This is a genomic window from Moritella sp. 5, from assembly GCF_018219455.1.
In the GTDB taxonomy this organism is placed as follows: Bacteria; Pseudomonadota; Gammaproteobacteria; order Enterobacterales; family Moritellaceae; genus Moritella.
On record NZ_CP056122.1, the window covers coordinates 3,856,426 to 3,882,148 of the forward strand.

The window sequence follows — 25,723 nt, forward strand, 5'->3', positions numbered from 1 at the left end:
GAAAATATAGCTTTCAATCATATAAATATTTCATCTAGAACGGAGTCAATTATGAAAAAAACGATCATGACACTTGCAGTACTAACCTTTATGTCTCCAGCAATAGCAGCCGAAACAAGTGCCGAACTCGACATGTCAGATCCAACCGATGTATATACCACGCTGGGTCTCTCTTACGGTACAGCGGGATTAGACTTTAAAGGCATGCTGATGCTATCAAGCACAGATACACAAAAAACAGGAGTGATTTTTGAAGCTAAAAATATGCTTAACGAAGACGCTGACGCAGTTAATCCACTAACACATGACGAAGTAAGTGCCCGCTCTTATCGCCTGCGTTGGGGCACAATTAACACCGAAAATGGTTTAGGTTGGTCAATTGATGCGGTAAATGCAGAACACCCGTTCTTTGGCAATATGACGGTTGTACAAACAGGACCAAACATGACAATTCCTGTGGGTGACAGTTTCTACATTTGGCCTATCGTGTATGTCGGCGGTGTACTTGTAGAAAACAACAGTGAACACTTCCCGATGGACAACTCAATGTCAAGTGACGGTATTGATATTGCCTCAGCGGTAATCACTGGTATGGTGTATGCGCGTTACGCGATCACCGACCAACTGTGGGCACTTGGTAGCTACTCTTATACCACGGATATTCAAGGTAAATCTTGGTCTGATAATATCGCAGATGGCGGCTTACAAATGGCTAATGCTAAATATGACCTCACCCTTGGTTACCAGCTTACGGATCGCCAAAATGTAACCCTTATTTATCGCGGAGATGACAGCGATTCAAGTGATGATAGTTTTGCGGTTGGCTATAACTACGCATTTTAATTTATTTTAAAATAGTAATTTCTAATTCAGTTATGCACCATAACAACGAGTACATTTTGTTTTTCATTAAATGCATGCTCTTTATTTTATAATAAGAGTAGAGGTTGGATAAAATGTTACTCGTATATTTAAGAATATTTACACTTCAAAACTAAAGATTTTCATGCATAATTCGCTAGAAAACGGTAAAATAGCGGTTATGTGTAATTCATCTAATAGGGAGGGTAAGCTGTAAATGCCACATAATGCATATGAATTAGCCATCAGAGGTTACGCACTAAAACTCATTTTAGGTCAGTTGTTGCTCGTATTATTTATTGTTTCAGCGACTTATCTTGGTACCGATCACAAGTCGACACGTTCCGCAGCGTTAGGTGGGATGATCTTCTTGCTGCCACAATATATTTTTACCCGGTTGTCATTTTTGTATACTGGCTCAGCCAATATAATGCGTGCCAATACCTTTATGATCCTCGGTCATGCTTGTAAATTCGCACTCATTTTCATTTTATTTAGCGTGATATTACCGTTACCCGGTATTCAACATTTCAATCTATTTATTACGTTTGTGATTGTCATGTTTTCGCAAATATTTAGTTTGTTGAAACCTCTGCCTGAACAATTTGCTAAAACGGTTACTACACCAGAAGATGCTGAAAGTATAAATAGCGAAAATACGGACATGAATAAGATACTAACAGCACGTACAACACAGGGATAATCAATCAAGATCATCCCTGCATATCATGCTAATTTAGTCTGCTAGTGTCGGTAAAATAGCTAACTTTTTAGCGTGATTAAACGGACGGAGAATATAACGGTTATGGCGTTTAACAATCGAACGGTTCGTTGAACCAAACACCAAATAGCCGTGTGAAAACATTTTATCAATAAATGCTTGATCACCATGTCGAATAAAGACCGAAAGCGGGCTTTCTAATACACCATCGGTATCAGAGAAAGCACGATCATAAACTTCAGCACAAATAACCAGTGAATTTTCACCGCTTGAGCTTAATTTAAACTTATCCGTCACATTGCTTTCAGTTTCAATCAACCAGCCTTCATTATCTAACTCAGTCAAAATATCTTCTAAAATAAACTGCGTTAAATTCTTATATTCCAGTTCGCAAATCTGTTTATACACTCGCTCTATTTTTTCAAAACGCTGCTTAAAATTAGCTTTAGGCCCTAATGTACGGCTTTCTTGCAACCAAATATTTAAATCACCCGCTAGGATAATATCAAAACGTTTTTCTTTTAACGCACTAATAATCCAATTACCGAGAAAGTGAGTCTCTGATACTGGATTTTGTAAGCTACGTTTTTGTGCTTGCGCATCAGAAAGTGCCGTTAGACCCTCTCTAACAAGCTTCAACATATTAACGTTATATGATTTTTCTTGTACAGACATGTGTATTCCTCAGGCCATTAACCAGTAAAGATTGTGCTCAAGGACACATTATTGAAACCTGCGTACGCGATATATGCACCAAAACCAATAGGTAAGATGACATAAATAATCGAATAAATGGTAAAACCAAATGGTCGACCTAATGCTTTGGTCATAAAGTCTAAACGTGCTTTTTGATGTTTTGCTTTAGCGCGCGTGAATAAAATATAACTACCATGACACAGCATAAATAGACCTAAGGCCAACGTATAAAAATCCATAAAATTACCTTTGGTAAAAACTATAAACAATAAAGAGTGGATGCTAACAGAGCTACAATATCACAATGTGCTGTTTTGCTATTAAATTGTGATAACTTCGTGATAATTATAAATCTAATTACCGCTATAGTATATACAACACCTAGTAGATACCTGACTAGATCAACTTAATGCAGTAGGATAAATAGACATGAGATATATAATTAAATTGTTAGTTATCAGCAGCCTAATATTCTCGTTTAACAGTTTTGCTAAAGCGCCTATCTATACGGGTTATTTTAGTAGTAAAGCAGTAAGTGGCTACGACACTGTTGCTTATTTCACCCAATCAAAAGCAGTTAAAGGCTTAAAAAAATTCACTTACGAATATAAAGGGGAAGATTGGTATTTTAGTAATAGCCAACACCTCGCGTTATTCAAACAAGAACCAGAAAAATACGCGCCACAATATGGCGGTTATTGTGCCTATGCAGTCGCGAAAAATGACACAGCCTCTTCAGATCCAACACAATGGACGATTGTAAACGGTAAGCTTTACTTAAACTACAACGCAGATATCAGGCAACAATGGTTAAAAGACAAACTAAACTTTATTGTAAAAGCGGACCAAAACTGGCCTCACGTATTGAACTAAATAATCATAAATTGAGTGACAGTATTAAACATAATTAAAAGGATTGTTAATATGCTAACAAAAAAACGCATTTACACTATTGCAAGCTGGGCTATCGTTTTTTGGATCGCTAAAATATTTCTGACTTCCATCCCGTACAAATTCTCTGGTCATCCAGATACAGAGCATATTTTCTCTACGATCGGTTCATGGATGGCTGCAACCTTATCTGTCGATTTAGGTACTTTTTTTGCGCAATACGGTGCAATTGTCGTTGGTAGTGCAGAATTAGCCACAAGTCTACTTTTGCTAAGTCCTTTGGTTTTGTTGATTAAAGATAAAATATCAGGTCAAAATAGCATGCGTTTACGTGCAAAAATACACGTATTGGGTGGTTTAGCATCTTCGGGGATTATGGCTGGAGCGGTATTCTTTCACTTGTTTACCCCACTAGGTGTCGAAGTATTACATGAAGGCAAAAGCGATGGCGGCTCATTATTTATGGCTGCCGTATCAATCTTAATTTTAGGCTTAGTATTATGCGCTATTAACTTAAAACTAATCAAAGCAGAGTAATCATATGATTATACGCGGCTTATTAATATTACATTATCTCGCATTTTGCTTTCGCTTTTTGACTATTCCATGGCGTTACTTTCAGCTTAATGCGCGATATTTCAATAATCAAAAGAAAATATTTTCAAAGCAAGATTTAGATGCTATCACCCCTGAGGAATGGCGTTTAAATCAGTATATTGATAGAAGTGATTTACTCCCGACGCGCTATCCCGTATTCGCAAAACCAGAATGGGGACAAAATTCAACGGGCGTCAGCTGTATCCGTAATTATGCAGAGCTTAAAGCATTACGAGAAAGCCCTGGTTATCAGGTTCAGAATTATTTAATTCAAGAAGCAGCAACAGGCAATATCGAATTTGAAGTGTTTGTTGTTAAAGACCCTCAAAAGACCGGTCAATTTTCGGTAATGTCGATAACTCAAGTCATTAACAGCAGCACTGACAAGTTCCCCGTTAATGGTATTTATAATACCGAGACCCAATATCAGGATATTACAGACCAGCTCACAGTCACAGAGCAACAGGCCTTGTGGAAAGAGTTAAATAGGATGGGTGACTTTACGATTGCACGATATAGCTTAAAAGCGGATTCATTAAATACCCTTCTGCAGCGACAGTTTAAATTAGTCGAAGTAAATCTCTATGTTCCTATGCCATTAAGTTTATTAAGTCACAATTTGACCCGCTTACAGAAATACCAGTTACTGTATAACACCACGTATTCTCTTGCTCAATTAGCGCAACAGTTAAACGGCAAAAAAGTAACACAAGGTATCTTTTTTAATAAATTGATCGCCGCTAAACGGGGTCGTAATACAAGGATTTTGAATCAAGATGAAACTAATAAAACAAGTAATCTACAAGTGGATCAGTAGCAAGTTCATGGGCGGTTGTAGTAATTATAACAGCCTTGAAGTTCGCCGCGGTTGTCGCTCCAAGAAGCAAGCTCGTGATAAATTTGCTAAAGGTAATATTCCTCACGCTAAAGGCGCGATCTTTTTCAATCCCTTCACTGCGGTTAAATTTGCCAAAGAACATGGTTTTCCATTAGTCATCAAACCAAACGTAAGTGGTTTCTCTCGTGGTAGCCATTTTCCGATCCGTAATTATAAAGAGCTGTGGCGCGCTATCTTTTTTGCTAAATTATGGTGGCCAACAACGGTCGTTGAACAATATTTACAAGGTAAAAACTATCGCGTAGTGATGACTAAATCCGGTGTTATTTCTGTTTTACAACGCTACCCTGCATTTGTAAAAGGAGACGGTGTAAGCACAATTAGTACCTTGATTCATACAGAAAATAATGTACGTGAAAAAATGGGGTTATATCCGTGTAACAACCCTATTTCACTGGGTCAACAAACCATCCATTATCTGGCGAAACAAGGTTTGACCTTATCGTCGATTCCAGATACTGATCAACAAATTGATTTATTTTATCGTATTTCATTAGCACCCGGTGGTGTTGTGGAAACCATACCGCGCGATCTTATCCCTGCATACAATAATGAATTATTTGCCAAAGTATTAGATCTGTTTGACGCTGAAATTCTTGGTATTGATGTGATCATGGAGCAAGGTATTGAACATGATGCCCGCAATCAAAAACTGATCTTCCTCGAAGTAAATTCGCGTCCTTATCTGAACATGCATAACTATCCACGTTATGGCCAAGCTGACGACCTTTCTGAGCATCTTGGTTTAATTACGATAGTAAAAAATCAACAAGCAGACATATTCTAATGTCTCGCTCAATATCGACGCTGGCACCTGCCAGCTACTTTACTTTATTTTCAGCCACTCACAGTTTTGTGATCGGATTACTGCCCTTCTACCTTCCTATTCTTATTTGGCAGCAATATCAAGAACTCGCACTACTCACTGAATTTATAGCTTGGACTGGCGCGGGGTTCGTGATGGCATTATGTGGCTGGCATCAATTATTCATCCGAGGTTACTGGCGCACATTAATCATCTTATCGTTCGCCTTAGAAGTCGGACTTATTTATGTCGCACTCTTTCATATAGCAAACATTAACTTAATCATACTTGGCTTACTCAACGGCTTATTTAATTGCAGCTATTGGATGTTACAACGAATCCTTTTTAATAGCATCAGTGGTGGTGGTAGTAATAGTAGTAATACCGGACGACTGTTTGGTAATTTACAGCTAATATTAGGATTCAGTTTAAAACTCGGGATCTTGTTTGGCGGCTATTTTATGCAAACACAACCTTGGGTTATATTGTCGTTAAGCATAATGGCAGCGCTCGGTTTCTGTATCATGACTATAAACTCACTCGCAACACAGACATTTGTTTACGAGCGTAGTGATCATATTCAGGCTAAATCAGTGATTAGTACCCGTGATAAAATCGTGTTTCTTGTTGATGGGCCTTTTTTGTATCTCGAAAGCTATTTATGGGTGCTGAGTATTTATCATTTAACCAACAGTGATACCAGTCAATTTAGTTTAACTGTCATTGCACTGTCTTTAGCCTTGGGATTAATCTTTTACTTCATCAAAAATACCATCGACAAGCAGCCCCAATACCGACTATATCAAGCCGCGACATTACTTTATCTTTGTGGTTGGTTAATCCGCGGTTGGCTCTCTCCTGATTGGAGCGGTTTTACAATTGGGTTAGGCTTACTCAGTGTGGCATTTGCTACCGCATTGTTTCGTTTATATTTCAATAAACGTTTTTATGATAAGGCGAAACAACAAGCTAATTACCAGTATTTAGTTAACAAGAGCCTCTATTCTCAGCTTGGCATTGTGATCTTTTTTACAGGGTTAACTGTTATGTCTAACGTAACTACCGTTAACCTTAACCACGTCTACTGGGGAGTATTACCATTAATTGCTATTTATATGCTCTATCAGCAAAGTCGTTAGCCTATCAGTAATACAGCCATATTACCCTAAGCGGTTTACGGCGTACTACCGACTTACGATATTAAACAACGTCGACGTAAGCTTCTCGCTGTGGATACAAAGCATAAGACTGATGTTGCTTAGATGAGCACGGACAGCCACATACGTAGTTCATTTTAAGTTGCTTACGCGTGGCGATAAGGTGGGTAAAACTAACAGTGTGGGCATCATCGCGGTGCATACAGACAGATAAATAAGACGGTGTGGGTTCATGACTGGCATGAAATCGAGTCAGCGCTAAGCTGTTTTTATCTTCGATACGGCGCAGGTTCGTCAACTCAATAATATTCTCTTCTACACAATCTGTTTCTAACAAATCAGGCGTGTTTTTAATTTCCAGCTCATCATTACAACCATCACCTGAAAATAAGACCTGATGCTGCAATAAAATAGAATTGTGATGATCTTCGCGATAATTCGTCACTTCAGCCAATGCAACTGATGACGATATCATTGGCGATACCGCAGTAACCGTTGTTAACGTATGACCATCCCAACGTACTGCGTAAACATCGCCGGTTTGCGCTGTAAGATGACTCGGAAACACAAGTAACGTAAAGGCAGCATACCGCTGTAAGGGTAACTGACTTAATGCGGAACGGATCTTGGGTAAGGATGTATTACTGACTAATGATTTAACTAATAAACCACGACTAATCAAATCTTTCCTGCGGGTGTTTTTTTGGTAATAATTAAGTAAACATATTGATAAGCCTGCTTGGTTAATTGCAATCCAAGTACCGCCGCCGACCGGATCCACTGGCATTAAATATTTAACCCCTCGTTCATTAAAATATTTGGGGAAATAGGCTAATGCCCGACCTTTTTGTTCATCTCGGTTAAAAAAAACTTGATAGCCATCATTTGCCAACAACCAGCTTACTGTACACATGATGAATCATTCCTTAATGCCGTGAGCGTCGCAGGTGCTAGCCCCATATTATCAGGTGTATCAAAATCACACAATTTAGCCGATATATCCATTAATGCGTAATGGTGAACAGCATGCGAACTCACAAATATCAGTTCACGAATTAATGATGTCTCGACTTGTGCAACTAACGTATCAACCACAGAAATTTCTGTCGACATAATCATTTTATTATTCATCATGCTTGGCTGCAATGAGAGTAGCCACGTCTTAATTTGCTGTAATTCAAATAACCCCGTCACACGACAAGATTCCACTAATTCGCCACGACGACGAACATCATAATCAATAATCTCAACGTGTTCTTTTAACGCATAATAAAGGTCTAATACATGACGTAAATGTTCACCAATACAACTATTAACATAAGGCTTAGCGCGCATGCAATATTGCTCATTTGTCATAGAGGTTAGTAAAGCAACCCCTTGTTCGACACCTTCTATGTTTCCTTTAATCACAGTTCTAAATTGCTTTACAGGATCTATGACCATAATCATTCCTTTTATTACCACTTATTTCTAAGTAAAGCATACATCAAATACTAGGTTTAACTTATCACGAAAAAATCACAATTTGAGTGAAAAAGCGTACCATATCATCCCAGATTTATTGAACAAACAGGTGAACATTGAAACTAATTGGTAAATTTTCACTCATTTAACTAACATTTATGATAAATTAGGCAAAGATAGCAAATACTTTAAATTAATGGGACACTCCATGTTAAATGACTTTTTAAATAAACTAGCGGCACAGCCAACTACTATTCAGTTCGACGATGTCATCGCTGTTATTGATGCAAGCTATGATTTCACTCCCACTAAATTTTACAATGGCTACCTAGAAAACGACGCCACTGAAAATATAGGTTCATGTAAATTATTCGCATTAGGTCGTTTAAACAAATTCACTAAACAACAAATGCTAGAATGTTTCGGTACTTATTACCGTGATGACGTATTAAATAATCCAGAGGGTGATGATCATGCCAACATTCGTTATTTCATGCGCACAGGCTGGTCAGGCATTCAATTTGAAGCACTGCCACTAAAATTAAAATAACGTTAACTTATTAACGCTATGTTGAGGCAGAAAAATTTTTACTTTCTCTGCCCAACTCTTTATATTTATCTAAAAAAACAGCTATTCCTCCTCGCCATTTCCCGCGATTTACTATACTTACCTTAAAATAATGACAATGCTTAATCTGCCTTACTAAGCAAATATAATCCGTTATACTTATAGCAACTGCGTTGTTCCTCCCCGATTTAGCGAATGCTAATAAGGAGTTGATATGTATATTCATTTAAATGGCTTTGACTTTGAATTTTCAAATCAAGTGATCGCATCTTTTATCAGCAGCACAGCTTATCAAAATCAATCTTCTGATATTGCAGGTATCCACCTTACTGATACTTATCAGCAAATGCTGCATGCAGGTATAAGTAAAGATGAACTAATAAAAGCGATATTAAACTATCATATTAGCGCGCTACACGAAGAAGGTATTAGTGTTGAGGCGATCAAAAAATCAATGTATAACGATATTAATGTGAGCTTTCTTATTGATATAAAAAGCGATAATTTAGCCCGATTCGTGAATTTCAATGATAATAAGAAAGAAGATAGCGTGTGCATTAATATGCGTAACTTTAATCATCAGTTTACACTCACCTACTCTCAATTAATTCAACTTGAAGAGTCTTATCGTAATCAAACACAAGAACAAATATTGATACTTTTTTTAGAAACATTTAAAACCATAATGGAAACAGAAGACTCGGCGTCACAACAATGCTATTACGCTATTCTTGTTAGCACAGGGTTACTGCTATTTTCCGAGCAGCTTAGTATTTTAGATGCAATACAGTTTAGCGACATAGAGTTTGAACTTAATACCGATCGACTTTTATTGAATTTACCAGCAGGCTTAGAAACGTGTTTATTCGAACTGGAGTTTAATACAGAAGATTAATACTTTGCATTTAGTCTCCAAATTAATACCTATAAGTAACACTCGAAAGGAATACGCCGTCAACTTAAAAATAACAGACAATATGAAGATACATAAATTAATTAAAATTGATTTATGTATAACAAACTAATTTTAAAAATGTTTATGTCAACAGAATGAAAATAGTATTGTTTACCCCCATTTATCCTTAAAGTTATTACACATCAAGCCGAAACTTAGAGTAATCCGTAAAATCGGTAATGTTAATCAGCTAGGATGTCGTAGAAGATGAAAATCAGAGATAAATTATTAGGTCTTACTGGTATTTCGGTAAGTGCACTCTTATTGGTACTTGGAATGTCTTGGGTTGCCAATAAACAAGTTACGAATATTAACAATGCCGCAACCGATGTAAAACAACTCGAAGTCACGCTATTAAATTTACGCCGCAATGAAAAAGATTTTTTACTGCGACGAGACACCAAATATCTCGACAAATTTAAAGCTAACTACGCATTATTTCAAACGAAATTAAGCGAACTAGAAAAAGAGCTTACATCACTTAATATTATAGTGCCAAGTGTTGCAACCTTACCTGCATCAATGCAAGATTATAATCTCAGTATGATTGCACTGGTCAATAATTACCAAGCCCTTGGCCTTACCCCTGAGCAAGGATTACTAAAGCGCCTCAATAATAGCTATAAACGTTTACTGCAAACAGCAGATCGATATAACCGTAATCTTCTCATTACGACCGATCTTGCACAAACAGCAAAAATGTTCGCATTACTCGGAAATCATGAATATTACCTAGAATATCAAGCTAAGTTTACACTTTATGATCAACAGCTTGCTCTTGATTTTGGTAGCAGCTATACCGATTTTCGCGCAACGATGGCTAAAATCATAGAGCAATACAAAACGATAGGTGATACACCCGAAGTTGGATTACGCGGCGAAATGCGAGGGTATTCGCATCAAGTTGAACGCACTTTTAAAGATGTCAGCCAACAATTAAATGACGAGATAGCCAAGCAACAGCAACAAACTATAACGATCATTCTTGTGGCAGTATTAGCCGTGATAATAGCGCTCATTACACTGTCTTGGTTAATTAGTAACTCTATCCAACGCCGCATACAAAGCTTAAGTAGTTTGATGGCCACGATAGCGAAAAGTCATGACTTAACAGCAGTTGCAGATGAACAAGGCAATGATGAATTGTCACATATGGCAAGTAATTTTAATTACTTATTAACCAATCTCCGTGAACTCGTTAGCAACGTAAAAGAAGCTGTACATGAACTAGGCTCGGCATCAAGTCAGTTACAGGGCCGTAGTGTGGATTCTGATACAGCAATTAGCCGCCAACAAGCCGAGACCGATGCAGTCGCAACCGCAATCACCGAGATGAGTTCGACAATCAAAGAAATAGCAGGTAATACAGAGAGTGCCGCCAGCAATGCTGATAACAGTTACAATGGCGCTCAAGAAGGTTTATCAGAAGTGAGTGCAACAAAGAATCGTATACGTGTTTTATCTGATGACTTATCTAAAACCAGTAATGAAGTCGCAAATTTATCAACACTGTCCGACAATATTGGCTCAGTGCTTGATGTGATCCGCTCAATTGCAGAACAAACTAATCTACTTGCTCTAAATGCAGCAATTGAAGCGGCAAGAGCAGGCGACCAAGGCCGTGGTTTTGCGGTTGTGGCAGATGAAGTTCGCTCACTAGCCCTTCGAACACGTCAATCTACAGAAGAGATCACCAGCATTATTGCCACGTTACAAGAGCAAACGGGTCAGGTAGTTGTACATATTAGCCGCTGCCACGAACAAGGTGAATTAAGCGTCGAACAAGCTGACAGTGCAGAGTCGAAGATTGGCCAAATAATGTCTGATATGCAACTCATCATGGATACCAGCACTCAGATTGCCACCGCCGTTGAGCAACAGACGGTCGTATCCGATGAAATTGGCCGTAACGTAACGTCAATACGAGATATTACCAGTCAAAATTCCCATATCGCCCATGAAAATGCACAAGCAGCCAGTGACATCGCTAATCAGGCTAAAACATTAGATCAATCCATTGCCCTGTATACGGTGTAATTAAGAAGTATCCAGGTATACAAAGACCGAAGTCATCGCTTCGGTCTTTTTTTGCCCGCAAAGTATGACGTCGTTATCTAGCTGTTTTCTTTTATGGCTTGCTGCATCGTCAGCCAACTTTCGACAATAGGGTGTAATTCTGTATTTCCCACATTCTTGATAACCGAACCGTTAAGTTCTGCATCAGCCATTAACAATGATTGTGGTGTAACAGGTTTTCCTGATTTCAATGCAACTTCTTTGATTAAACCAATACCCACGAGCTTGTCGTTACAAAAGAACTGATGCTGATAATAGAAATATTTTTCATCACAACTTAAAATTTCAGTCGTCATAGTAAACGCTTGAAACGGACGAATTGGTTTTAGATAAATAAAATCTTGTGCTGCAATCATGCGTAAGCCATAACGCCCAGATAACGCGAGTCGAGAAGAGTGCCAGATACCAAAACGACCTAATTCCATAAAACTAAATACACGGTAATTAGGTAAATGGTCGCGCCAGCCGAGATCATGTAACCACACCCGAAAGCCGTCATTGCGTTTATTCACAAGCGCCACCGCATCCAGCTTGCGGGCACGAAAAATAATAATCAACATTCTAAAAAATAAATTCATGTTACTCCCATGACTAAAAGAAATAGAAGTAACATTCTTACCTAAGTCTACAGAATGTAAAGGAAATGAAACAAAAAAAGCACATTAACGTTAAAACTTATATACTAAGTATATTTTAGTCTGCATCGCGGTCGGTATACAGCGGTGAGATTTGGTTCTTATCTTAGTTTGTTGGTAAGGTATTATTACTTTCTAAAACTATTTTTTTCTTATTATTTTTTCGTTTCAAAATGTAAGGTGATAAGAACATATACATACCTGTTACCCATAATATGAATAAAATAAAGGCTGCAGGTAAAAACACCCATAATGGCATATGCTTATTAAAAAATGATCCTTCATGTAATTCTTGGATAATTCCAACACGGCGATAAGCGACCTGTAAAATTTGGCCGCTGGTATTATCGATTTGAATTTCGATATTATTTTTAGCTCTTACTTTAACGATACCTTTAGATGGTTTGACATCCAATTTACTTATATCTTTCCAGGTGTGTATGTCTGAGTTTGGTACCTGGGATGCAATATCAAATATTTGTTCAAAAGAGAGCTTAGGCTCTGTGCCAATTCCCTTCATCGTTGTAGGTTGTATCCAAGAAAATTCAGATCGGATGAGTAGCAAGATACCGCTAATTATAATAATTAACACTGGAATCGCAATTATTATCGACCCCCAATAATGTGTGTTTCGGTTAAGACGTTTCCAGTTAATATTTTTCACGTAAATTTCCCCTCAGAATTGAGCTAGCTTTATTCGCGCTGCAAAAAAAGGAATTGTAATGATAAGTATTATCATTTTCAATGTTTACTTCTGACACTTTAATGTTTGCATGAAAGTCGAACATACAGAGGATAATACCAACCAAATGGATTGTTGCGGCACTTTAATCTGGGTGGGTGAGGTTAATGCAGTATGTCAATAAACTATTGATTTATATAAAGCCCTTGATCTTCATTAAGTCACTAAGTCAATGATAAATATAAACCTGCACAGGATTAATTGTACACTCCCCATACCAATAGCTATACCTAAGTACTCGTATTTAAAGTTATACCCTAAGAGGTATAATAAATCAGTCAACGTGTTGCAATCAATATTCAAAACAGGCATATTTAAAAGTCGTCAACCATAATAGTCCACTAAAAATGCAGCATTTTGAATTAAATAAACGGATTTATGTTTCGATTACACTCTATATTTTATCTATTATTAGCTTGGCATCTTATAGCTACCTCCGAGAAAAAAATCACATTTACACAGCCCTTGATTTAAAATTAAAAACGGCAGCCCTAACGATCTCCTCATTATTGCCAGCCAATTTTCATCAAAAAAAAATGGTCTATGATAAAAATTCAACGCAACTAAATAGCATAAACAGAACTGTCTTATCCAATTACGCTAAAAATATAAATATATCCAACTTATATACGCTTATCCTGCGCGATAATCAGATCCTATTTACTTCAGCAAGCACCACGAATATTGATGACGATGGTTTTGATAGCAATGATATCGAATTCTTAACCGCTTACAATGATGCGGACGCCCAGCTCTATCATGTTTTTGCCGAACAAAAACCCCACATAATTGAATACCAAGATAAATGGGGTAAATTTCGTAGTATTTTTATTCCCCTTTACACCACAGACGGGAGTGTTTATGTTGCAGCGGCTGACATCACTATCGATACTATTTCTTTTCAACTAAATCAACAGTTTAATAAGATAATGCTAATCTCTGCTCTTTTTCTTTTTTCTGTACTTTCTCTATTTTTTATACAGACCGTTAGCTATCGCCAACAAGTAAAAAAATTACGCTATAAGATCGCGCAAAGAACGGCTGAATTAGTACAAAGTGAAGCAAAGTTAAACTCCATTTTTGAGCATTCTCCAGTAGGTATTTTTCATTACAATAAACAAGGAATCTTATTAAAAACCAATCGGCATTTTGAAGATATTATCGGGGCAAATAAAGATGGCTTGATTGGCTTCAACATGTTGAAAAAGCTCCAAAACGCCCCTCTTTCCATAGCAATAAAATCCTCATTGAAAGGACAAATAAGTACTTTCGAAGGCGAATATATTTCAATATCACACCGTAAAAAGTCTTACTTAGAAGTCGACTTAGTCCCGTTGTATTCAAGTACTGGTAAGATCGATGGTGGCGTAGGGGTTTGCGAAGATATCACCTTACAGCAACAAAACACGTCTAATTTACAAAAATTATCACGAGTCGTTGAGTGCAGTTTAGACGGTATCCTGATCACTAATACCAACGGGATTATTGAATACGTCAACCCTCGATTTACACAAATCACAGGCTATTCATCCAAAGAGTCGGTCGGTGAGAAAGCTAATTTCTTCCGTTCTATAGAAACCACCAATGCAACTTACAAGGCGCTCTGGAACCGTATTTCAAGTGGTAATGAATGGTCTGAGGAAGTTCACAATCAGCGTAAAAATGGTGAATTATACTGGGCTAAAGTCACCATAATTCCAATGACTAATGCTAACGACGAAATAACCCATTTTATTGGTATTCAAGTAGATATTACCGAGTCTAGGATCATTGCTAAGCAAATAGCCTATCAAGCAAAACACGATATGCTAACAGGATTAATTAACCGTTATGAATTCGAACATCAATTAACCGATGCAGTTTGCAGCGCACAAGGCAGTCAACTTACCCACGTATTATTCTTTTTAGACTTAGACCAGTTTAAAATAATTAATGATACGTGTGGCCATGCTGCTGGTGACGAGTTATTACGCCAAGTAGCAGGATTAATCGACGACAACTTAAAACCAAACGATATATTAGCCCGACTAGGCGGCGACGAATTTGCCATATTAATGCGTAACTGCCAACTTACTGAAGCGGTTTCCGCCGCAAATGAAATCTTAGAAAAAGTTAAAAGATTCCAATTCATATGGAAAAAAAGTTGTTTTAGTATCGGTGTCAGTATCGGTGTTGCAGAAATAAGCCGTAACTCAGGTAACACGAGCGAAGTACTTATTCATGCAGATTTAGCCTGTTACGCCGCTAAAGATTTAGGACGAAACCGGGTACATACTTATCACCATAATGATGAATTACTTACTACTCGTGACGGTGAGTTCCGCTGGGTAAACGAGATAAAAGAAGCGCTTAATGAAGACCGATTTGAACTCTACGCTCAGCCTATCGTTGCATTATCCGATCCTGAACATAAACATGTTTTTGAAGTGCTACTACGTATGCAAGCTAAAGACGGTAAGATCATTGCGCCTGGCATATTTTTACCTATCGCAGAGCGCTATAACTTATCGCAACCAATTGATCGTTGGGTGTTTGATCACACATTAGATTGGATGCGAGAACATAGCCAACAATTGGATATTTTTGACCATATTAGCATTAATTTATCAGGCACTTCACTCGGTGATGATGACTTATTGCAGCATATTATGTGGAGTATAACCCAAGCAGGTTTGACGCCTCAACAGTTCATGTTTGAAATTACCGAAACAGCCGCAATTAGTAACCTTACCAACGCGACAGTATTCATCAATACCTTAAGTGAGTTTGGCTGCCAATTCGCACTGGATGATTTTGGTAGTGGTTTATCTTCGTTTGCTTATCTAAAAAACCTACCAGTTAACACATTAAAGATTGATGGTATCTTTATTAAAGATATTTTAACCAATCCAATAGATGCTGCAATGGTAAAATCGATTAATGAAATAGGACATTTAATGAAGTTAAAAACTGTCGCGGAGTTTGTCGAAAACGATGCTATAAAACAAAAAATTGAAGCTATTGGTATCGATTTCGCACAAGGCTACGGTATTGGAAAGCCACAACCTATTGATAATATGCTTTGCTTAAATCAACAATAGCGACTCAATTGTGGCAATTAACGCATCATAATGCTCAATTTTCCGTTATTACTCTCATTGGTATTATTCAAAATATAAGCTAAACGACGCACCAATATTATCCCGATTGATTGCTTTACCGTTAGGTTTATCTTGAGTCCACACATAAGATAAACCTAACGCCATTGATTGATCGATAAAGTACTTAGCACCTAGGGTGTAAGACGTAGAATCAAGATAACCATATGTCACGTCTCTACCATTGAACGCGCGATTAACATTAAAGTCAGCTTCAAATTTAGGGCTAGAAGAAAGTTTTACACCCGCAATAACACTAGGGTAAAAATTTGAATCTTGCGACTGAGTGTCATTTTTCCATACCCTTATTGAACTTTGGATTAAATTCGCACCAGCATAAAATTCTGTCATATGGCCGACATTTGTTGATGTCATTAAACCTGCACCAAGTATTTTCGCTTTGGCTTTTTCACCTGGATTTAGTGCAATATCATCTGTGTGATGATAAAAACCTGCCATATAAAAGCGTTCTGTAATAGCACGTTCAACATTTACAGCCCAATGCCCAGATCGATAACTTAGCTGCGCATTATTATGGTCAAAAGGTTCTGCCATCAGTGTTGGCGCAACAATAAGTAACGGTATGCTTGCAAGCGTTGAAACTTTAAACATGTATTTTCTTTCCTTATAAATAAATTAAGCTTTAAATAGTAAATTTTAAATTGATGATTAAAAGCATATCGGCAACATTCCGTAAAATATAAACATTTGGTGCCTACAATCGAATTAAGCGGCTAATAACAATGATTGCAACTGTATTAATGACGTCACTTGATAACTAGGCTTGATACCGTCCGGTAATACCGCATTCTCACGATTAAGCCAACAAGTATCAAAACCTGCATTCATCCCACCTAAAATGTCAGAATGCGGATTATCACCAACCATCAACACTTGCTCACGCTGTATGTCACCCATGTGGCTTAACGCATATTCAAATATACCGATATCGGGTTTAGCGATACCCACTTGCTCAGAGATGATAAGTGGTGCGAATACATCTTTTAAACCGGTTTTTTCTAAACGCACATGCTGTAGTTCTGTAAAGCCATTAGTAATAATACCCATATTTACTTTCCCAGTTAATGCCGAAATAAGCGCTTGAGCACCGGGTAGTAAACTGCATATGTCAGCCATTGCAGTCATAAATGCACTGTTTAAAGTTTGGGTTGTCACCTCCAGTTTATCCGCCCATAATTGAAAGCGTTTATTTTGCAATTGTGTTGCCGTGATTCGACCATCTTGGTAATCAACCCACAAAGGTAAATTAACTGTCTGATACTGACTAAAATCATCACGACTAAAATCAATACCAAAACGAGAAAACATCAGTTGCAACCCTTTAAATGCATCAAAATGGAATAAGGTTTCATCGGCATCAAACAAGATCCATTGGTACTTCATGATATTTTTCTCCAACGGCTAACCGTTACAATAAATTACATAGGTGGATTAAAAAATAAACAATCAGTAAAACATCATGTTATCTTAATCAGTATGAGGAGTATGATAGCTTAAAGTGTGATTTACCTACACAATAAATAAAAAGAAGTAACAATAAACAAAAATAAACTTGCTACTAATAAAATCCGCTGTTACTATCAGCTCAGATTTATTTAATAACAATCCTCGAAATAAAAATCAACGATTAAGCCTTACCTAGAAAATCTCCGTAAGCCAGATTAAAAAATCCAACATACAAAGCTAAATTATTGAACGACGAAATACAGCAAATGTTGCGTGCTGTAAACACTTCTTACTAAATCAACTATTTATAAATAATAAAAATAGTTAGATTTCAGAATATTATCGTTATACGGTAATGAAGCTTATTACAAATTATGCGATAGCTTTAAGCTACGCCTTATATAGTGAGTTTTATTATGACTATTATTTTTAATGGTACACAGATCCAAATTAAACAACCGGTACACTCGATTTCAGTTCACAAAAACCGAGTAGCATTTACTGATTCACAAGGTGAGAAAACAGCTCAACTTGCAACAGTAACAGAACGCCGTAACTTTATTGATATGCTAGTAAACGTTTAATTACATCAACTGACATTATCAACTTTAATTCCCGATATACTTAATATCGGGATGTTAACCCCTTCGCTACTCCCTTTATATACACTTCATAGATTCTAAACAGCCCATACTCTAACTACCAAAGAAAAATCTATCATCACGTTATAACACCTACATGTATGACAGGCCTATCTATACCATTGATTGGTATTATCATTTAGCTGGGGACAATGGGGGATGAATTTTAGACAAAAAAAAGTCAGGTTGTTAGCCTGACTTACATATATTGGAAAAGAAGGTCGACTGAAATACTTACTTCTATCTTCGCAATACTTTTCTTCTTACATTTACTTGCTTTCTTCACTTACAGACTTCCTTACACTTTCTTTCACTTACACGTACCTGTCACATACGTTATTCGTCTTCATTTACACTTTCTTTCACTTACTCGTACCTGTCACATACGTTATTCGTCTTCATTTACACTTTCTTTCACTTACTCGTACCTGTCACATACGTTATTCGTCTTCATTTACACTTTCTTTCACTTACACGTACCTTTCACATACGTTATTCGTCTTCATTTACACTTTCTTTCACTTACACGTACCTTTCACATACGTTATTCGTCTTCATTTACACTTTCTTTCACTTACACGTACCTTTCACATACGTTATTCGTCTTCATTTACACTTTCTTTCACTTACACGTACCTTTCACATACGTTATTCGTCTTCATTTACACTTTCTTTCACTTACACGTACCTTTCACATACGTTATTCGTCTTCATTTACACTTTCTTTCACTTACACGTACCTTTCACATACGTTATTCGTCCTCACTTACACGTACCTTTCACATACGTTATTCATTTTCACTTACTTTACGTACCTCTCACATACGTTATTAATCTTTATTTACACGTACCTTGCACATACGTTGTTCGTCTTCATTTACACTTGCCTTTACTTACACTTACACTTACACTTACCTACATTTACTTACACTTGCTTACTCTTACGTTCTTTACTAAGTCGTACCTGTCACGTACGTTACTCATCTTAATTACACGTATCTGCCATGCACGTTATTTACTGGCACTTATTCACATACTGCAAAGGTAGTAGGAATAAAATATCCAGTCGACCTAATTACAAATATAGTACACCGTCATGTATTTGCGATGAAATTAACTAAAATAAATTATATAAAATATAAAATCTGAATTAGTGCCCATGTTAATAATAATTAGATCGCTTTTTCAGTTCATTTTTGACAGATTAAACATTTGATACTATTTTAAATTCCCTGATTTGATGACAATCATTAATATAAACGTCAAACAGGCTCTAAATATCTTAAGGAGTATGCATGTCTCGAGCTATCTTTTTGACTAGCCCATTAGCCCAACTTGGTCGTGCAGTCATGACTTTACTCCAACGCTTTGGTAAAGCAGCACTATTTCTATTGCATGGGATAACACATATGTTTTCTCGTCCTTGGCAATGGCGAAGAGTGCTTGAACAACTCTATTTTATTGGAGCAAAGTCAATTGTTGTTATTTGTGTAACTGGTCTGTTTACCGGTATGGTGCTCGGGTTACAAGGCTATTACACCCTATCTCAATTTGGCTCGACTGGTTTATTAGGTTCTGCTGTCGCACTTACCCTTATTCGTGAATTAGGTCCCGTGTTGACCGCAATAATGATTATCGGCCGTGCAGGCTCAGCAATGACTGCAGAAATTGGCATTATGCGAATTTCAGAACAAATCGATGCGCTTAAAACGATGACCATTGACCCAATTCGATTTCTAGTTAGTCCACGCATCATTGCCGCACTCATTAGTTTTCCATTATTAACCGCTATTTTCGATACCGTGGGCATTTTTGGTGGCTACCTTACAGGATCTCAATTATTAGGTATTAATCCTGCGATTTACTTCTATCGTGTAGAAAACAGCGTTCTCATGGCTGATGTTATTGAAGGTTTTATTAAATCATTATTTTTCTCTATTACTGTAATAACGGTATGCTGCTATCACGGTTATTACACCCACACTCGCCGTAATAACTTTGGCGCAAAAGGCGTTGGATTTTCAACAACAACAGCAGTTGTACAAGCAAGTATTCTCGTGCTTGTTATTGATTATATTTTAACGTCTGTCTTATTATAGGAAAACTATGAATATTCCACTTATTCAATTTTGTAATGTAAGTAAAGCATTTGATGGCACTCAAGTATTAAATAATATCAACCTCAGTGTTTTTAAAGGCGAGATAACGACGATCATAGGTAAAAGTGGTGAAGGGAAAAGTGTTTTACTCAAACATATTATCGGCTTATTGACTCCTGACTCTGGCTCAATACTATTCAATGGTAAGAGTTTATCCGAACATGAAAAAACAGAACAACGTAACTTAAAGAAAAAATTCAGTTACATGTTTCAAGATTCTGCGCTATTTGACTCAATGACGGTATATGACAATATTGCTCTACCCTTACGAGAAGCAAGTAAATTAAATAAAATAGAAATACAACAGCGTGTTGAAAAACGTATGACACAGCTAGATATCTTAGGTACAGAACAACAATACCCAGGGCAACTATCTGGTGGTATGCGAAAAAGAGTCGCTCTAGCGCGCGCACTCGTCACAGAACCTGAAATTATCTTATTTGATGAACCAACTACAGGGTTAGATCCAATACGTAAAAAAGCAGTACATAAAATGATTGCAGACTATCAACGTAAGCTCGGATTTACCGGAATCATTGTAAGCCATGAAATTCCTGAGATATTTACGATTTCTCAACGCATTGCAGTGCTTAATGAAGGTGACATTATTTTTCAAGGTACTCCTGAACAACTAAACCATGATGAAAGCCCTGTTATTTCAGAATTTGTCCATGGCCACGAGTCATCATGACTCAGATCGATCAACCTATTTAATTGGAACTGTTATGAAAAAATCATCCATCGAAACCTCTGTTGGTATATTTGTACTGATAGGTATACTTTGCGTCGGCTACCTGACTATTAAACTCGGAAAAATGGAGCTGTTAGGTGATAACTACTATAGTGTGTATGCAGACTTTAATTCTGCGACTGGCCTGAAAGGTGGTGCTAATATCGAAATGGCAGGCGTGAAAATCGGTCAAGTTGAAGATATTATATTGCTACCAAATATCAAAATAGCACGTGTAAAACTAAAGATTGAAAAGCGCATAAATCTCTCGGTCGATGTCATGGCATCGGTAAAAACAGCTGGATTACTCGGTGACAGATACTTATCCCTTACCCCGGGTGGTAGTGATGAACTGCTAGAAGAAGGTGATAGCATTGAAGAAACAGAATCTGCGCTTGATATTGAAGACCTTATTAGTAAATACATATTTAGTGGCGACAGTAAATAATTATATCAAAGATGAGTAACAGTATGTCAAACAACTTCATTATGAGAAATCACATGAAAAGAATAATCGTTTTATCTATTTCAACATTGCTACTATTTACAAGTACAGTGCGCGCACACGTTGCAAATATCAGCCAAGCAACCGCATTAATCGATGGAGCAATGCAAAAATCCTTAACGATTATTAATGATCCAAGTCTCACAACTGAAGTCAAACGTAAAAAATTATGGCCAGTTTTGACCACTTATTTTGACTTTACATTAATCTCGGAGTTGACGTTAGGGAAATTTGCAGCTGATTCGACTCGCCCTCTTGGTGATTACAGCGATCGTCGTTTTACAGAAAGCCAGCAAGAACAGTTTACTGACGCCTTTACTATCCATCTTGGTAACTTATACTTAGACAGACTAAACAATGACAGTAAGTTTACAGTTTCACTCACAGATTCATCTGCAATGAAACCGATCCGTAATATGCAACGCGCTCGCGTAAACAGCTTAATTAATAGCAAAACAGCTATCGATTATTCACTACGCTTTAAAAATCATGAATGGCGTATCTATGATATTAAAGTGGAAGGCAGAAGTTTAGTTAATTCATTTCGTAAGGAGTATTCAGCATTATTACTGAAAAAGACACCCGATGAATTACTCACATTACTTAATGAAAAAAACCTAGCTCATACGGAAAGTAATGCAGAATAATAAGTTTTCCAGTTTCTTTACAGTGCCGTTATTACTGCTCATCTTAGTGATGAGCGGTTGTACAACAACTAAAAGCAATAATAAAGAAAGCGCTGAAGTTCACTCCGAATTACCACAAAGTCAATCTATCCCGACTGTCGTAAGTTCAACACCTGATTATATTGAAGATGATGGACTATTTACAGAAGAAAATGATGGTGATGATCCATTTACAGAAGAGGATGATGACCCATTTGATGATGACCCATTTAATGATGATAGTCCCGCTGAGATAGATGACAGCAATAAGGTTTCAGATCCCTTCTACTACTTTAACAAGACGATGTTCTATGTTAATGATAAGCTTTATTTTTGGGTAATGCGTCCGACGGCATTAGGTTACAAAGCCATCACGCCTCAGTTTTTTCGTGTAGGCGTTGCCAACTTTTTTCACAACATAACTATGCCGATCAGATTTACTAGCAGTCTATTCCAAGGTGATATTAAATCCTCAGGTACTGAGCTAGGACGTTTCGTTGTTAACTCGACAATTGGCCTGTTAGGGGTAATGGACCCAGCTGCGGATTACTTAGATTGGCAACCAAATAATCAAGATATGGGATTAACGTTAGGCAAATATGGCATAGGTAATGGTCCCTATATTGTGTGGCCAATATTTGGCCCCTCAACCCTAAGAGACACCATTGGCGGTGGTGCGGATTACTTCCTTAGTCCACTCACCTATTTACAACCTGACAAGCTATCATTTGCTGTTCAAGGTGTAGAGAAAGTAAATGCAACATACTTTAGTCTTGGAGATTATGAAGCCTTTAAACAAGCTTACATTGACCCTTACGAACGGATGAAGGAGTTTTACCTCGAATATCGCGCAGACAAAGTCGCTGAAAAATAGTCTCTTACAAATACATGAAACGAGGTCATAGACCTCGTTTCATGTTCAGTAACATTACTTTAACATTCATTGATCTGATAAACGAAACCGCTGTCTTAAAAATTTAATTCGAGCTAATAGATCATTCACTTCTTGTCGCCCAATATCTGCGCCTCGTGCATTTTTAATCGCCATATTATTATAATCCAGCTCATCATCATGCAAGCAGTGCTCACTGATCAGTTGCCACAGGTTCTTTACCTTATTAAATTTAGTCTCTAAAATTTCGACATCGATACTAAGTTTATCTAATTCTTCTACCGATAGTTTGACAATCAAATAAGTATATTTTTCATCGTCTTCATTAACCGAATATTGTTTGTCCAACAATATATTATAGCGATCAATATGGTAGTTCAGTAGATCGATATTATGTGTATAAAATTGATAAGCATCCCGCCAATTCCGGCCACTGCAATAACTTGCCTGAACAGAAAAAGTAAGGAGAAATAAGATAATTAAGAAACCATACTTCATAATCAACTCCACGATTATTCGTCACAAGAAAACTTAACCCGATTAAAAGTGCAGACAAAGTGTACTGTTTGCCACATTTATTCCTTTCCCTGATATAATTAACCTATGTTATGAAATATTCCGTAATTCCTTAAAGGGTAAAGATGAAAAAAACGTTTGTATTAAACCACCCAAAAATTGTTCCAGCTCGCCAAGTTGAATCTATCAAAAGCGAAATCAGAAAATACATTAAAAGAGAACGTAATAAAGTTCTACCTAAAGGTGTAGATTATTGGGACTTTGATTGTAAGTATGGTGTAACAGAACAAGAAGCGCAGGTTATTCACCTGTCTGAAATCAATAAATCAATTGATAGCGGTGACCTAAGCAAAGATGCATCTTTCTATGTCGAAGTTTTGGTAAAAGATGGCATTCGCGTGATCAGTGAAGAAGACGAAGATTTAGATTACGGCGAAGAATAATACCTAGGGCACTATAGCCCGAATTCATATCCCCAAAATACGTGTCATGCTACTTGGGGGTATGCCTTTCGATTAACCCCTCCCTCTTTAAATGTCCATTCGATATAACACACGCAATACTACTGTTTACAGCCGTTACCTGATAACATAGCCGCCCTAAGCCATGCAGATAACTGCGAAAAGATTGAAATAACATAAATGAAGCTACATAAACTTGATGCCGTAGACTGGTTAAAAACGCTTCCTAGTGAAAGTATTGATTTAGTCATCACAGATCCTCCTTATGAGTCCTTAGAAAAACACCGAAAGATTGGTACCACGACGCGTTTAAAAAACAGCGCTGGCTCGAGTAACCAATGGTTTGATATTTTTCCAAACAGTGATTTTCCTGCGTTAGTTGAACAAATATATAGAGTACTAAAAAATAACAGTCACTTTTATTTATTCTGCGATCAAGAAACAATGTTTGTGATTAAACCAATCGCTGAAGATTTCGGGTTTAAGTTTTGGAAACCAATTGTCTGGGACAAATGCGCAATTGGCATGGGTTACCATTATCGTGCACGTTATGAATTCATTTTGTTTTTCGAAAAAGGCAAACGTAAATTACATGATTTAGGTATGCCTGATGTGTTGCAAGAAAAACGGGTTTGGCGTGGCTATCCAACCGAAAAACCTGTGCCATTAATTGAAAAACTCATTACCCAAAGTTCAAGCGTTGACGACCTGGTTATTGATCCCTTCTTCGGTTCAGGCGCGACCTTGATTGCAGCCGCCAACCTAGGTCGACGATCTGAAGGTGCAGATATTGCAACCTCAGCCCATGAGTTTGTTAACAACCGTATTAAACCGGTAGAAAAGGCATAATAATGACGATTGAAGTAACAAACCTCCCAGCGACCGAAATAACTTGCTCTAACTGTGAAGCCTGCTGTTGTCGCTTAGAAGTCATGATTTTAACCGATACTGGTGTGCCAAAACGCTACATTTCAACAGATGAATGGGGAAGTGAAGTAATGACGCAAAGCCATGATGGCTGGTGTGCTGCACTCGATAGAGACACCTTGATGTGTAGTATCTATGAAAACAGACCTTGGGTATGTCGTATATTCGAAATGGCTTCGTATGAATGCGAAGAAGAACGTAAAGCACATATGTAAGTTGCACTTTTTCAAATACTAGCCTATTCAATCTTAATCTCGGAGCTTAGATTGATTAGGGTTCCTTCCTCGCCCCCTGAGTGTACAACCAGCGTAAATAGGGATGTTAATTAGTCAGATGACCATATAATAATTTATTTAATTTCAAATACTTAATTATAGATAGTAATTACTAAAAAACTGGTCAGACATCACTCCTATTTGTTCCGTTCTTTTAACCTATCCACAATATGACCCTTTTTTTATTCATATCACTATCTATATTTTCCAATTTGGCAGATTATAATTAGACAGTCTGTCACGAAATGAATTTCTTCATCTGTCATAGAGTTACGTATTTTT

General features: G+C 37.3%; 29 protein-coding genes. 20 read left to right on the forward strand and 9 right to left on the reverse strand.

The features are described from left to right. The first annotated feature begins 51 nt into the window (after positions 1-51). A complete protein-coding gene (locus HWV01_RS17075) occupies positions 52-843 on the forward strand; it encodes a hypothetical protein (RefSeq protein ID WP_211672682.1) in 792 nt (263 codons plus the stop codon). A 235-nt stretch (positions 844-1,078) separates the two neighbouring features. After that, complete coding sequence (locus tag HWV01_RS17080; protein ID WP_249185358.1) at positions 1,079-1,564, forward strand: ATP synthase subunit I; 486 nt, start codon at positions 1,079-1,081, stop codon at positions 1,562-1,564. A gap of 33 nt (positions 1,565-1,597) precedes the next feature. Here HWV01_RS17080 and HWV01_RS17085 read toward each other — a convergent pair whose 3' ends face one another. Both HWV01_RS17085 and HWV01_RS17090 read right to left on the reverse strand, forming a co-directional pair. Then, the gene (locus HWV01_RS17085; RefSeq protein ID WP_211672683.1) at positions 1,598-2,257 is read right to left on the reverse strand and encodes a DUF2913 family protein; all 660 of its coding nucleotides are present in this window, start codon (positions 2,255-2,257) and stop codon (positions 1,598-1,600) included. Between the two features lie 17 nt (positions 2,258-2,274). Further along, positions 2,275-2,517, reverse strand: coding sequence for a hypothetical protein (locus HWV01_RS17090; RefSeq protein WP_211672684.1), 243 nt, complete (start codon positions 2,515-2,517; stop codon positions 2,275-2,277). A gap of 190 nt (positions 2,518-2,707) precedes the next feature. On the opposite strand from HWV01_RS17090, the gene HWV01_RS17095 reads away from it, so the two are divergent. Genes HWV01_RS17095 through HWV01_RS17115 form a run of 5 tightly spaced genes read left to right on the forward strand, consistent with a single transcriptional unit; the run spans position 2,708 to position 6,608 of the window. Further along, positions 2,708-3,151 carry a YHS domain-containing (seleno)protein gene (locus tag HWV01_RS17095; protein ID WP_211672685.1) on the forward strand — a complete coding sequence of 148 codons (444 nt, stop codon included), beginning with the start codon at positions 2,708-2,710 and terminating at the stop codon, positions 3,149-3,151. A 51-nt stretch (positions 3,152-3,202) separates the two neighbouring features. Next, a complete protein-coding gene (locus HWV01_RS17100; RefSeq protein ID WP_211672686.1) occupies positions 3,203-3,706 on the forward strand; it encodes a hypothetical protein in 504 nt (167 codons plus the stop codon). 4 nt (positions 3,707-3,710) lie between these two features. Beyond that, positions 3,711-4,583, forward strand: coding sequence for a hypothetical protein (locus HWV01_RS17105; protein ID WP_211672687.1), 873 nt, complete (start codon positions 3,711-3,713; stop codon positions 4,581-4,583). Then, a complete protein-coding gene (locus HWV01_RS17110; protein ID WP_211672688.1) occupies positions 4,543-5,451 on the forward strand; it encodes a cyanophycin synthetase in 909 nt (302 codons plus the stop codon). The genes HWV01_RS17105 and HWV01_RS17110 overlap by 41 nt, the downstream gene beginning before the upstream one ends. Next, the gene (locus HWV01_RS17115; RefSeq protein ID WP_211672689.1) at positions 5,451-6,608 is read left to right on the forward strand and encodes a hypothetical protein; all 1,158 of its coding nucleotides are present in this window, start codon (positions 5,451-5,453) and stop codon (positions 6,606-6,608) included. Before HWV01_RS17110 ends, HWV01_RS17115 begins: the two co-directional genes overlap by 1 nt. 61 nt (positions 6,609-6,669) lie before the next feature. Here HWV01_RS17115 and HWV01_RS17120 read toward each other — a convergent pair whose 3' ends face one another. Further along, complete coding sequence (locus HWV01_RS17120; RefSeq protein WP_211672690.1) at positions 6,670-7,539, reverse strand: NRDE family protein; 870 nt, start codon at positions 7,537-7,539, stop codon at positions 6,670-6,672. Beyond that, the gene (locus HWV01_RS17125; protein WP_211672691.1) at positions 7,527-8,069 is read right to left on the reverse strand and encodes a hypothetical protein; all 543 of its coding nucleotides are present in this window, start codon (positions 8,067-8,069) and stop codon (positions 7,527-7,529) included. The genes HWV01_RS17120 and HWV01_RS17125 overlap by 13 nt, the downstream gene beginning before the upstream one ends. Before the next feature lie 229 nt (positions 8,070-8,298). Between HWV01_RS17125 and HWV01_RS17130 the strand changes: the two genes are divergently transcribed. From HWV01_RS17130 to HWV01_RS17140, 3 genes are all read left to right on the forward strand, one after another. Next, positions 8,299-8,640, forward strand: coding sequence for a HopJ type III effector protein (locus tag HWV01_RS17130; RefSeq protein ID WP_211672692.1), 342 nt, complete (start codon positions 8,299-8,301; stop codon positions 8,638-8,640). A 232-nt stretch (positions 8,641-8,872) separates the two neighbouring features. Next, a complete protein-coding gene (locus HWV01_RS17135; protein WP_211672693.1) occupies positions 8,873-9,553 on the forward strand; it encodes a hypothetical protein in 681 nt (226 codons plus the stop codon). 267 nt (positions 9,554-9,820) lie between these two features. Further along, positions 9,821-11,650 carry a methyl-accepting chemotaxis protein gene (locus tag HWV01_RS17140; RefSeq protein ID WP_211672694.1) on the forward strand — a complete coding sequence of 610 codons (1,830 nt, stop codon included), beginning with the start codon at positions 9,821-9,823 and terminating at the stop codon, positions 11,648-11,650. A 77-nt stretch (positions 11,651-11,727) separates the two neighbouring features. Here the strand turns inward: HWV01_RS17140 and HWV01_RS17145 are convergent, their stop codons facing one another. Continuing rightward, the gene (locus HWV01_RS17145) at positions 11,728-12,267 is read right to left on the reverse strand and encodes a thioesterase family protein (RefSeq protein ID WP_211672695.1); all 540 of its coding nucleotides are present in this window, start codon (positions 12,265-12,267) and stop codon (positions 11,728-11,730) included. Between the two features lie 163 nt (positions 12,268-12,430). Further along, a complete protein-coding gene (locus HWV01_RS17150; protein ID WP_211672696.1) occupies positions 12,431-12,988 on the reverse strand; it encodes a PepSY domain-containing protein in 558 nt (185 codons plus the stop codon). Positions 12,989-13,413: 425 nt separating this feature from the next. Here HWV01_RS17150 and HWV01_RS17155 point away from each other — a divergent pair, with 425 nt between their 5' ends. Further along, positions 13,414-16,146, forward strand: coding sequence for an EAL domain-containing protein (locus HWV01_RS17155; RefSeq protein WP_211672697.1), 2,733 nt, complete (start codon positions 13,414-13,416; stop codon positions 16,144-16,146). Between the two features lie 63 nt (positions 16,147-16,209). Here the strand turns inward: HWV01_RS17155 and HWV01_RS17160 are convergent, their stop codons facing one another. Further along, a complete protein-coding gene (locus HWV01_RS17160) occupies positions 16,210-16,815 on the reverse strand; it encodes a hypothetical protein (protein ID WP_211672698.1) in 606 nt (201 codons plus the stop codon). Positions 16,816-16,929: 114 nt separating this feature from the next. Continuing rightward, a complete protein-coding gene (gene yjjG, locus HWV01_RS17165) occupies positions 16,930-17,607 on the reverse strand; it encodes a pyrimidine 5'-nucleotidase (RefSeq protein WP_211672699.1) in 678 nt (225 codons plus the stop codon). A gap of 479 nt (positions 17,608-18,086) precedes the next feature. On the opposite strand from yjjG, the gene HWV01_RS17170 reads away from it, so the two are divergent. The 6 genes from HWV01_RS17170 to HWV01_RS17195 all read left to right on the forward strand — a co-directional run bounded on the left by HWV01_RS17170 (position 18,087) and on the right by HWV01_RS17195 (position 23,244). Beyond that, on the forward strand, positions 18,087-18,254 hold the full coding sequence (locus HWV01_RS17170) for a hypothetical protein (RefSeq protein ID WP_211672700.1): 168 nt from the start codon (positions 18,087-18,089) through the stop codon (positions 18,252-18,254). Between the two features lie 1,352 nt (positions 18,255-19,606). Continuing rightward, on the forward strand, positions 19,607-20,410 hold the full coding sequence (locus HWV01_RS17175; protein WP_211672701.1) for an ABC transporter permease: 804 nt from the start codon (positions 19,607-19,609) through the stop codon (positions 20,408-20,410). 7 nt (positions 20,411-20,417) lie between these two features. Further along, positions 20,418-21,161: an ABC transporter ATP-binding protein gene (locus HWV01_RS17180; protein WP_211672702.1), complete on the forward strand. Its 744-nt coding sequence runs from the start codon at positions 20,418-20,420 to the stop codon at positions 21,159-21,161. 34 nt (positions 21,162-21,195) lie between these two features. Next, the gene (gene mlaD / locus HWV01_RS17185; protein ID WP_211672703.1) at positions 21,196-21,648 is read left to right on the forward strand and encodes an outer membrane lipid asymmetry maintenance protein MlaD; all 453 of its coding nucleotides are present in this window, start codon (positions 21,196-21,198) and stop codon (positions 21,646-21,648) included. Between the two features lie 53 nt (positions 21,649-21,701). Further along, positions 21,702-22,352, forward strand: a complete 651-nt coding sequence (locus HWV01_RS17190; RefSeq protein ID WP_211672704.1) for a phospholipid-binding protein MlaC — start codon at positions 21,702-21,704, stop codon at positions 22,350-22,352. Further along, positions 22,342-23,244 (forward strand): VacJ family lipoprotein, encoded by a 903-nt coding sequence (locus HWV01_RS17195; RefSeq protein ID WP_211672705.1) that lies wholly within the window; start codon positions 22,342-22,344, stop codon positions 23,242-23,244. Before HWV01_RS17190 ends, HWV01_RS17195 begins: the two co-directional genes overlap by 11 nt. A gap of 66 nt (positions 23,245-23,310) precedes the next feature. Here the strand turns inward: HWV01_RS17195 and HWV01_RS17200 are convergent, their stop codons facing one another. Further along, positions 23,311-23,760: a hypothetical protein gene (locus tag HWV01_RS17200; RefSeq protein ID WP_211672706.1), complete on the reverse strand. Its 450-nt coding sequence runs from the start codon at positions 23,758-23,760 to the stop codon at positions 23,311-23,313. Between the two features lie 143 nt (positions 23,761-23,903). Between HWV01_RS17200 and HWV01_RS17205 the strand changes: the two genes are divergently transcribed. The 3 genes from HWV01_RS17205 (at position 23,904) to HWV01_RS17215 (ending at position 25,381) form a co-directional block, all read left to right on the forward strand. Further along, positions 23,904-24,221: a DUF6172 family protein gene (locus tag HWV01_RS17205; protein ID WP_211672707.1), complete on the forward strand. Its 318-nt coding sequence runs from the start codon at positions 23,904-23,906 to the stop codon at positions 24,219-24,221. A gap of 198 nt (positions 24,222-24,419) precedes the next feature. Next, positions 24,420-25,088 carry a site-specific DNA-methyltransferase gene (locus tag HWV01_RS17210; protein ID WP_211672708.1) on the forward strand — a complete coding sequence of 223 codons (669 nt, stop codon included), beginning with the start codon at positions 24,420-24,422 and terminating at the stop codon, positions 25,086-25,088. A 2-nt stretch (positions 25,089-25,090) separates the two neighbouring features. Then, positions 25,091-25,381 carry a YkgJ family cysteine cluster protein gene (locus HWV01_RS17215; RefSeq protein ID WP_211672709.1) on the forward strand — a complete coding sequence of 97 codons (291 nt, stop codon included), beginning with the start codon at positions 25,091-25,093 and terminating at the stop codon, positions 25,379-25,381. Positions 25,382-25,723: the final 342 nt, after the last annotated feature.

Excerpts from the sequence above, each read along its gene's own strand:
- mlaD (WP_211672703.1), top strand. The coding sequence starts at position 21,196 with ATGAAAAAATCATCCATCGAAACCTCTGTTGGTATATTTGTACTGATA.
- HWV01_RS17095 (WP_211672685.1), top strand. The coding sequence starts at position 2,708 with ATGAGATATATAATTAAATTGTTAGTTATCAGCAGCCTAATATTCTCG.
- HWV01_RS17085 (WP_211672683.1), bottom strand. The coding sequence starts at position 2,257 with ATGTCTGTACAAGAAAAATCATATAACGTTAATATGTTGAAGCTTGTT.
- HWV01_RS17100 (WP_211672686.1), top strand. The coding sequence starts at position 3,203 with ATGCTAACAAAAAAACGCATTTACACTATTGCAAGCTGGGCTATCGTT.
- HWV01_RS17075 (WP_211672682.1), top strand. The coding sequence starts at position 52 with ATGAAAAAAACGATCATGACACTTGCAGTACTAACCTTTATGTCTCCA.
- HWV01_RS17110 (WP_211672688.1), top strand. The coding sequence starts at position 4,543 with ATGAAACTAATAAAACAAGTAATCTACAAGTGGATCAGTAGCAAGTTC.
- HWV01_RS17215 (WP_211672709.1), top strand. The coding sequence starts at position 25,091 with ATGACGATTGAAGTAACAAACCTCCCAGCGACCGAAATAACTTGCTCT.
- HWV01_RS17205 (WP_211672707.1), top strand. The coding sequence starts at position 23,904 with ATGAAAAAAACGTTTGTATTAAACCACCCAAAAATTGTTCCAGCTCGC.
- HWV01_RS17090 (WP_211672684.1), bottom strand. The coding sequence starts at position 2,517 with ATGGATTTTTATACGTTGGCCTTAGGTCTATTTATGCTGTGTCATGGT.
- HWV01_RS17115 (WP_211672689.1), top strand. The coding sequence starts at position 5,451 with ATGTCTCGCTCAATATCGACGCTGGCACCTGCCAGCTACTTTACTTTA.
- HWV01_RS17120 (WP_211672690.1), bottom strand. The coding sequence starts at position 7,539 with ATGTGTACAGTAAGCTGGTTGTTGGCAAATGATGGCTATCAAGTTTTT.
- HWV01_RS17145 (WP_211672695.1), bottom strand. The coding sequence starts at position 12,267 with ATGAATTTATTTTTTAGAATGTTGATTATTATTTTTCGTGCCCGCAAG.
- HWV01_RS17180 (WP_211672702.1), top strand. The coding sequence starts at position 20,418 with ATGAATATTCCACTTATTCAATTTTGTAATGTAAGTAAAGCATTTGAT.
- HWV01_RS17195 (WP_211672705.1), top strand. The coding sequence starts at position 22,342 with ATGCAGAATAATAAGTTTTCCAGTTTCTTTACAGTGCCGTTATTACTG.
- HWV01_RS17105 (WP_211672687.1), top strand. The coding sequence starts at position 3,711 with ATGATTATACGCGGCTTATTAATATTACATTATCTCGCATTTTGCTTT.
- HWV01_RS17130 (WP_211672692.1), top strand. The coding sequence starts at position 8,299 with ATGTTAAATGACTTTTTAAATAAACTAGCGGCACAGCCAACTACTATT.
- HWV01_RS17200 (WP_211672706.1), bottom strand. The coding sequence starts at position 23,760 with ATGAAGTATGGTTTCTTAATTATCTTATTTCTCCTTACTTTTTCTGTT.
- HWV01_RS17160 (WP_211672698.1), bottom strand. The coding sequence starts at position 16,815 with ATGTTTAAAGTTTCAACGCTTGCAAGCATACCGTTACTTATTGTTGCG.
- HWV01_RS17140 (WP_211672694.1), top strand. The coding sequence starts at position 9,821 with ATGAAAATCAGAGATAAATTATTAGGTCTTACTGGTATTTCGGTAAGT.
- yjjG (WP_211672699.1), bottom strand. The coding sequence starts at position 17,607 with ATGAAGTACCAATGGATCTTGTTTGATGCCGATGAAACCTTATTCCAT.
- HWV01_RS17155 (WP_211672697.1), top strand. The coding sequence starts at position 13,414 with ATGCAGCATTTTGAATTAAATAAACGGATTTATGTTTCGATTACACTC.
- HWV01_RS17190 (WP_211672704.1), top strand. The coding sequence starts at position 21,702 with ATGAAAAGAATAATCGTTTTATCTATTTCAACATTGCTACTATTTACA.
- HWV01_RS17125 (WP_211672691.1), bottom strand. The coding sequence starts at position 8,069 with ATGGTCATAGATCCTGTAAAGCAATTTAGAACTGTGATTAAAGGAAAC.
- HWV01_RS17175 (WP_211672701.1), top strand. The coding sequence starts at position 19,607 with ATGTCTCGAGCTATCTTTTTGACTAGCCCATTAGCCCAACTTGGTCGT.
- HWV01_RS17135 (WP_211672693.1), top strand. The coding sequence starts at position 8,873 with ATGTATATTCATTTAAATGGCTTTGACTTTGAATTTTCAAATCAAGTG.
- HWV01_RS17080 (WP_249185358.1), top strand. The coding sequence starts at position 1,079 with ATGCCACATAATGCATATGAATTAGCCATCAGAGGTTACGCACTAAAA.
- HWV01_RS17210 (WP_211672708.1), top strand. The coding sequence starts at position 24,420 with ATGAAGCTACATAAACTTGATGCCGTAGACTGGTTAAAAACGCTTCCT.
- HWV01_RS17170 (WP_211672700.1), top strand. The coding sequence starts at position 18,087 with ATGACTATTATTTTTAATGGTACACAGATCCAAATTAAACAACCGGTA.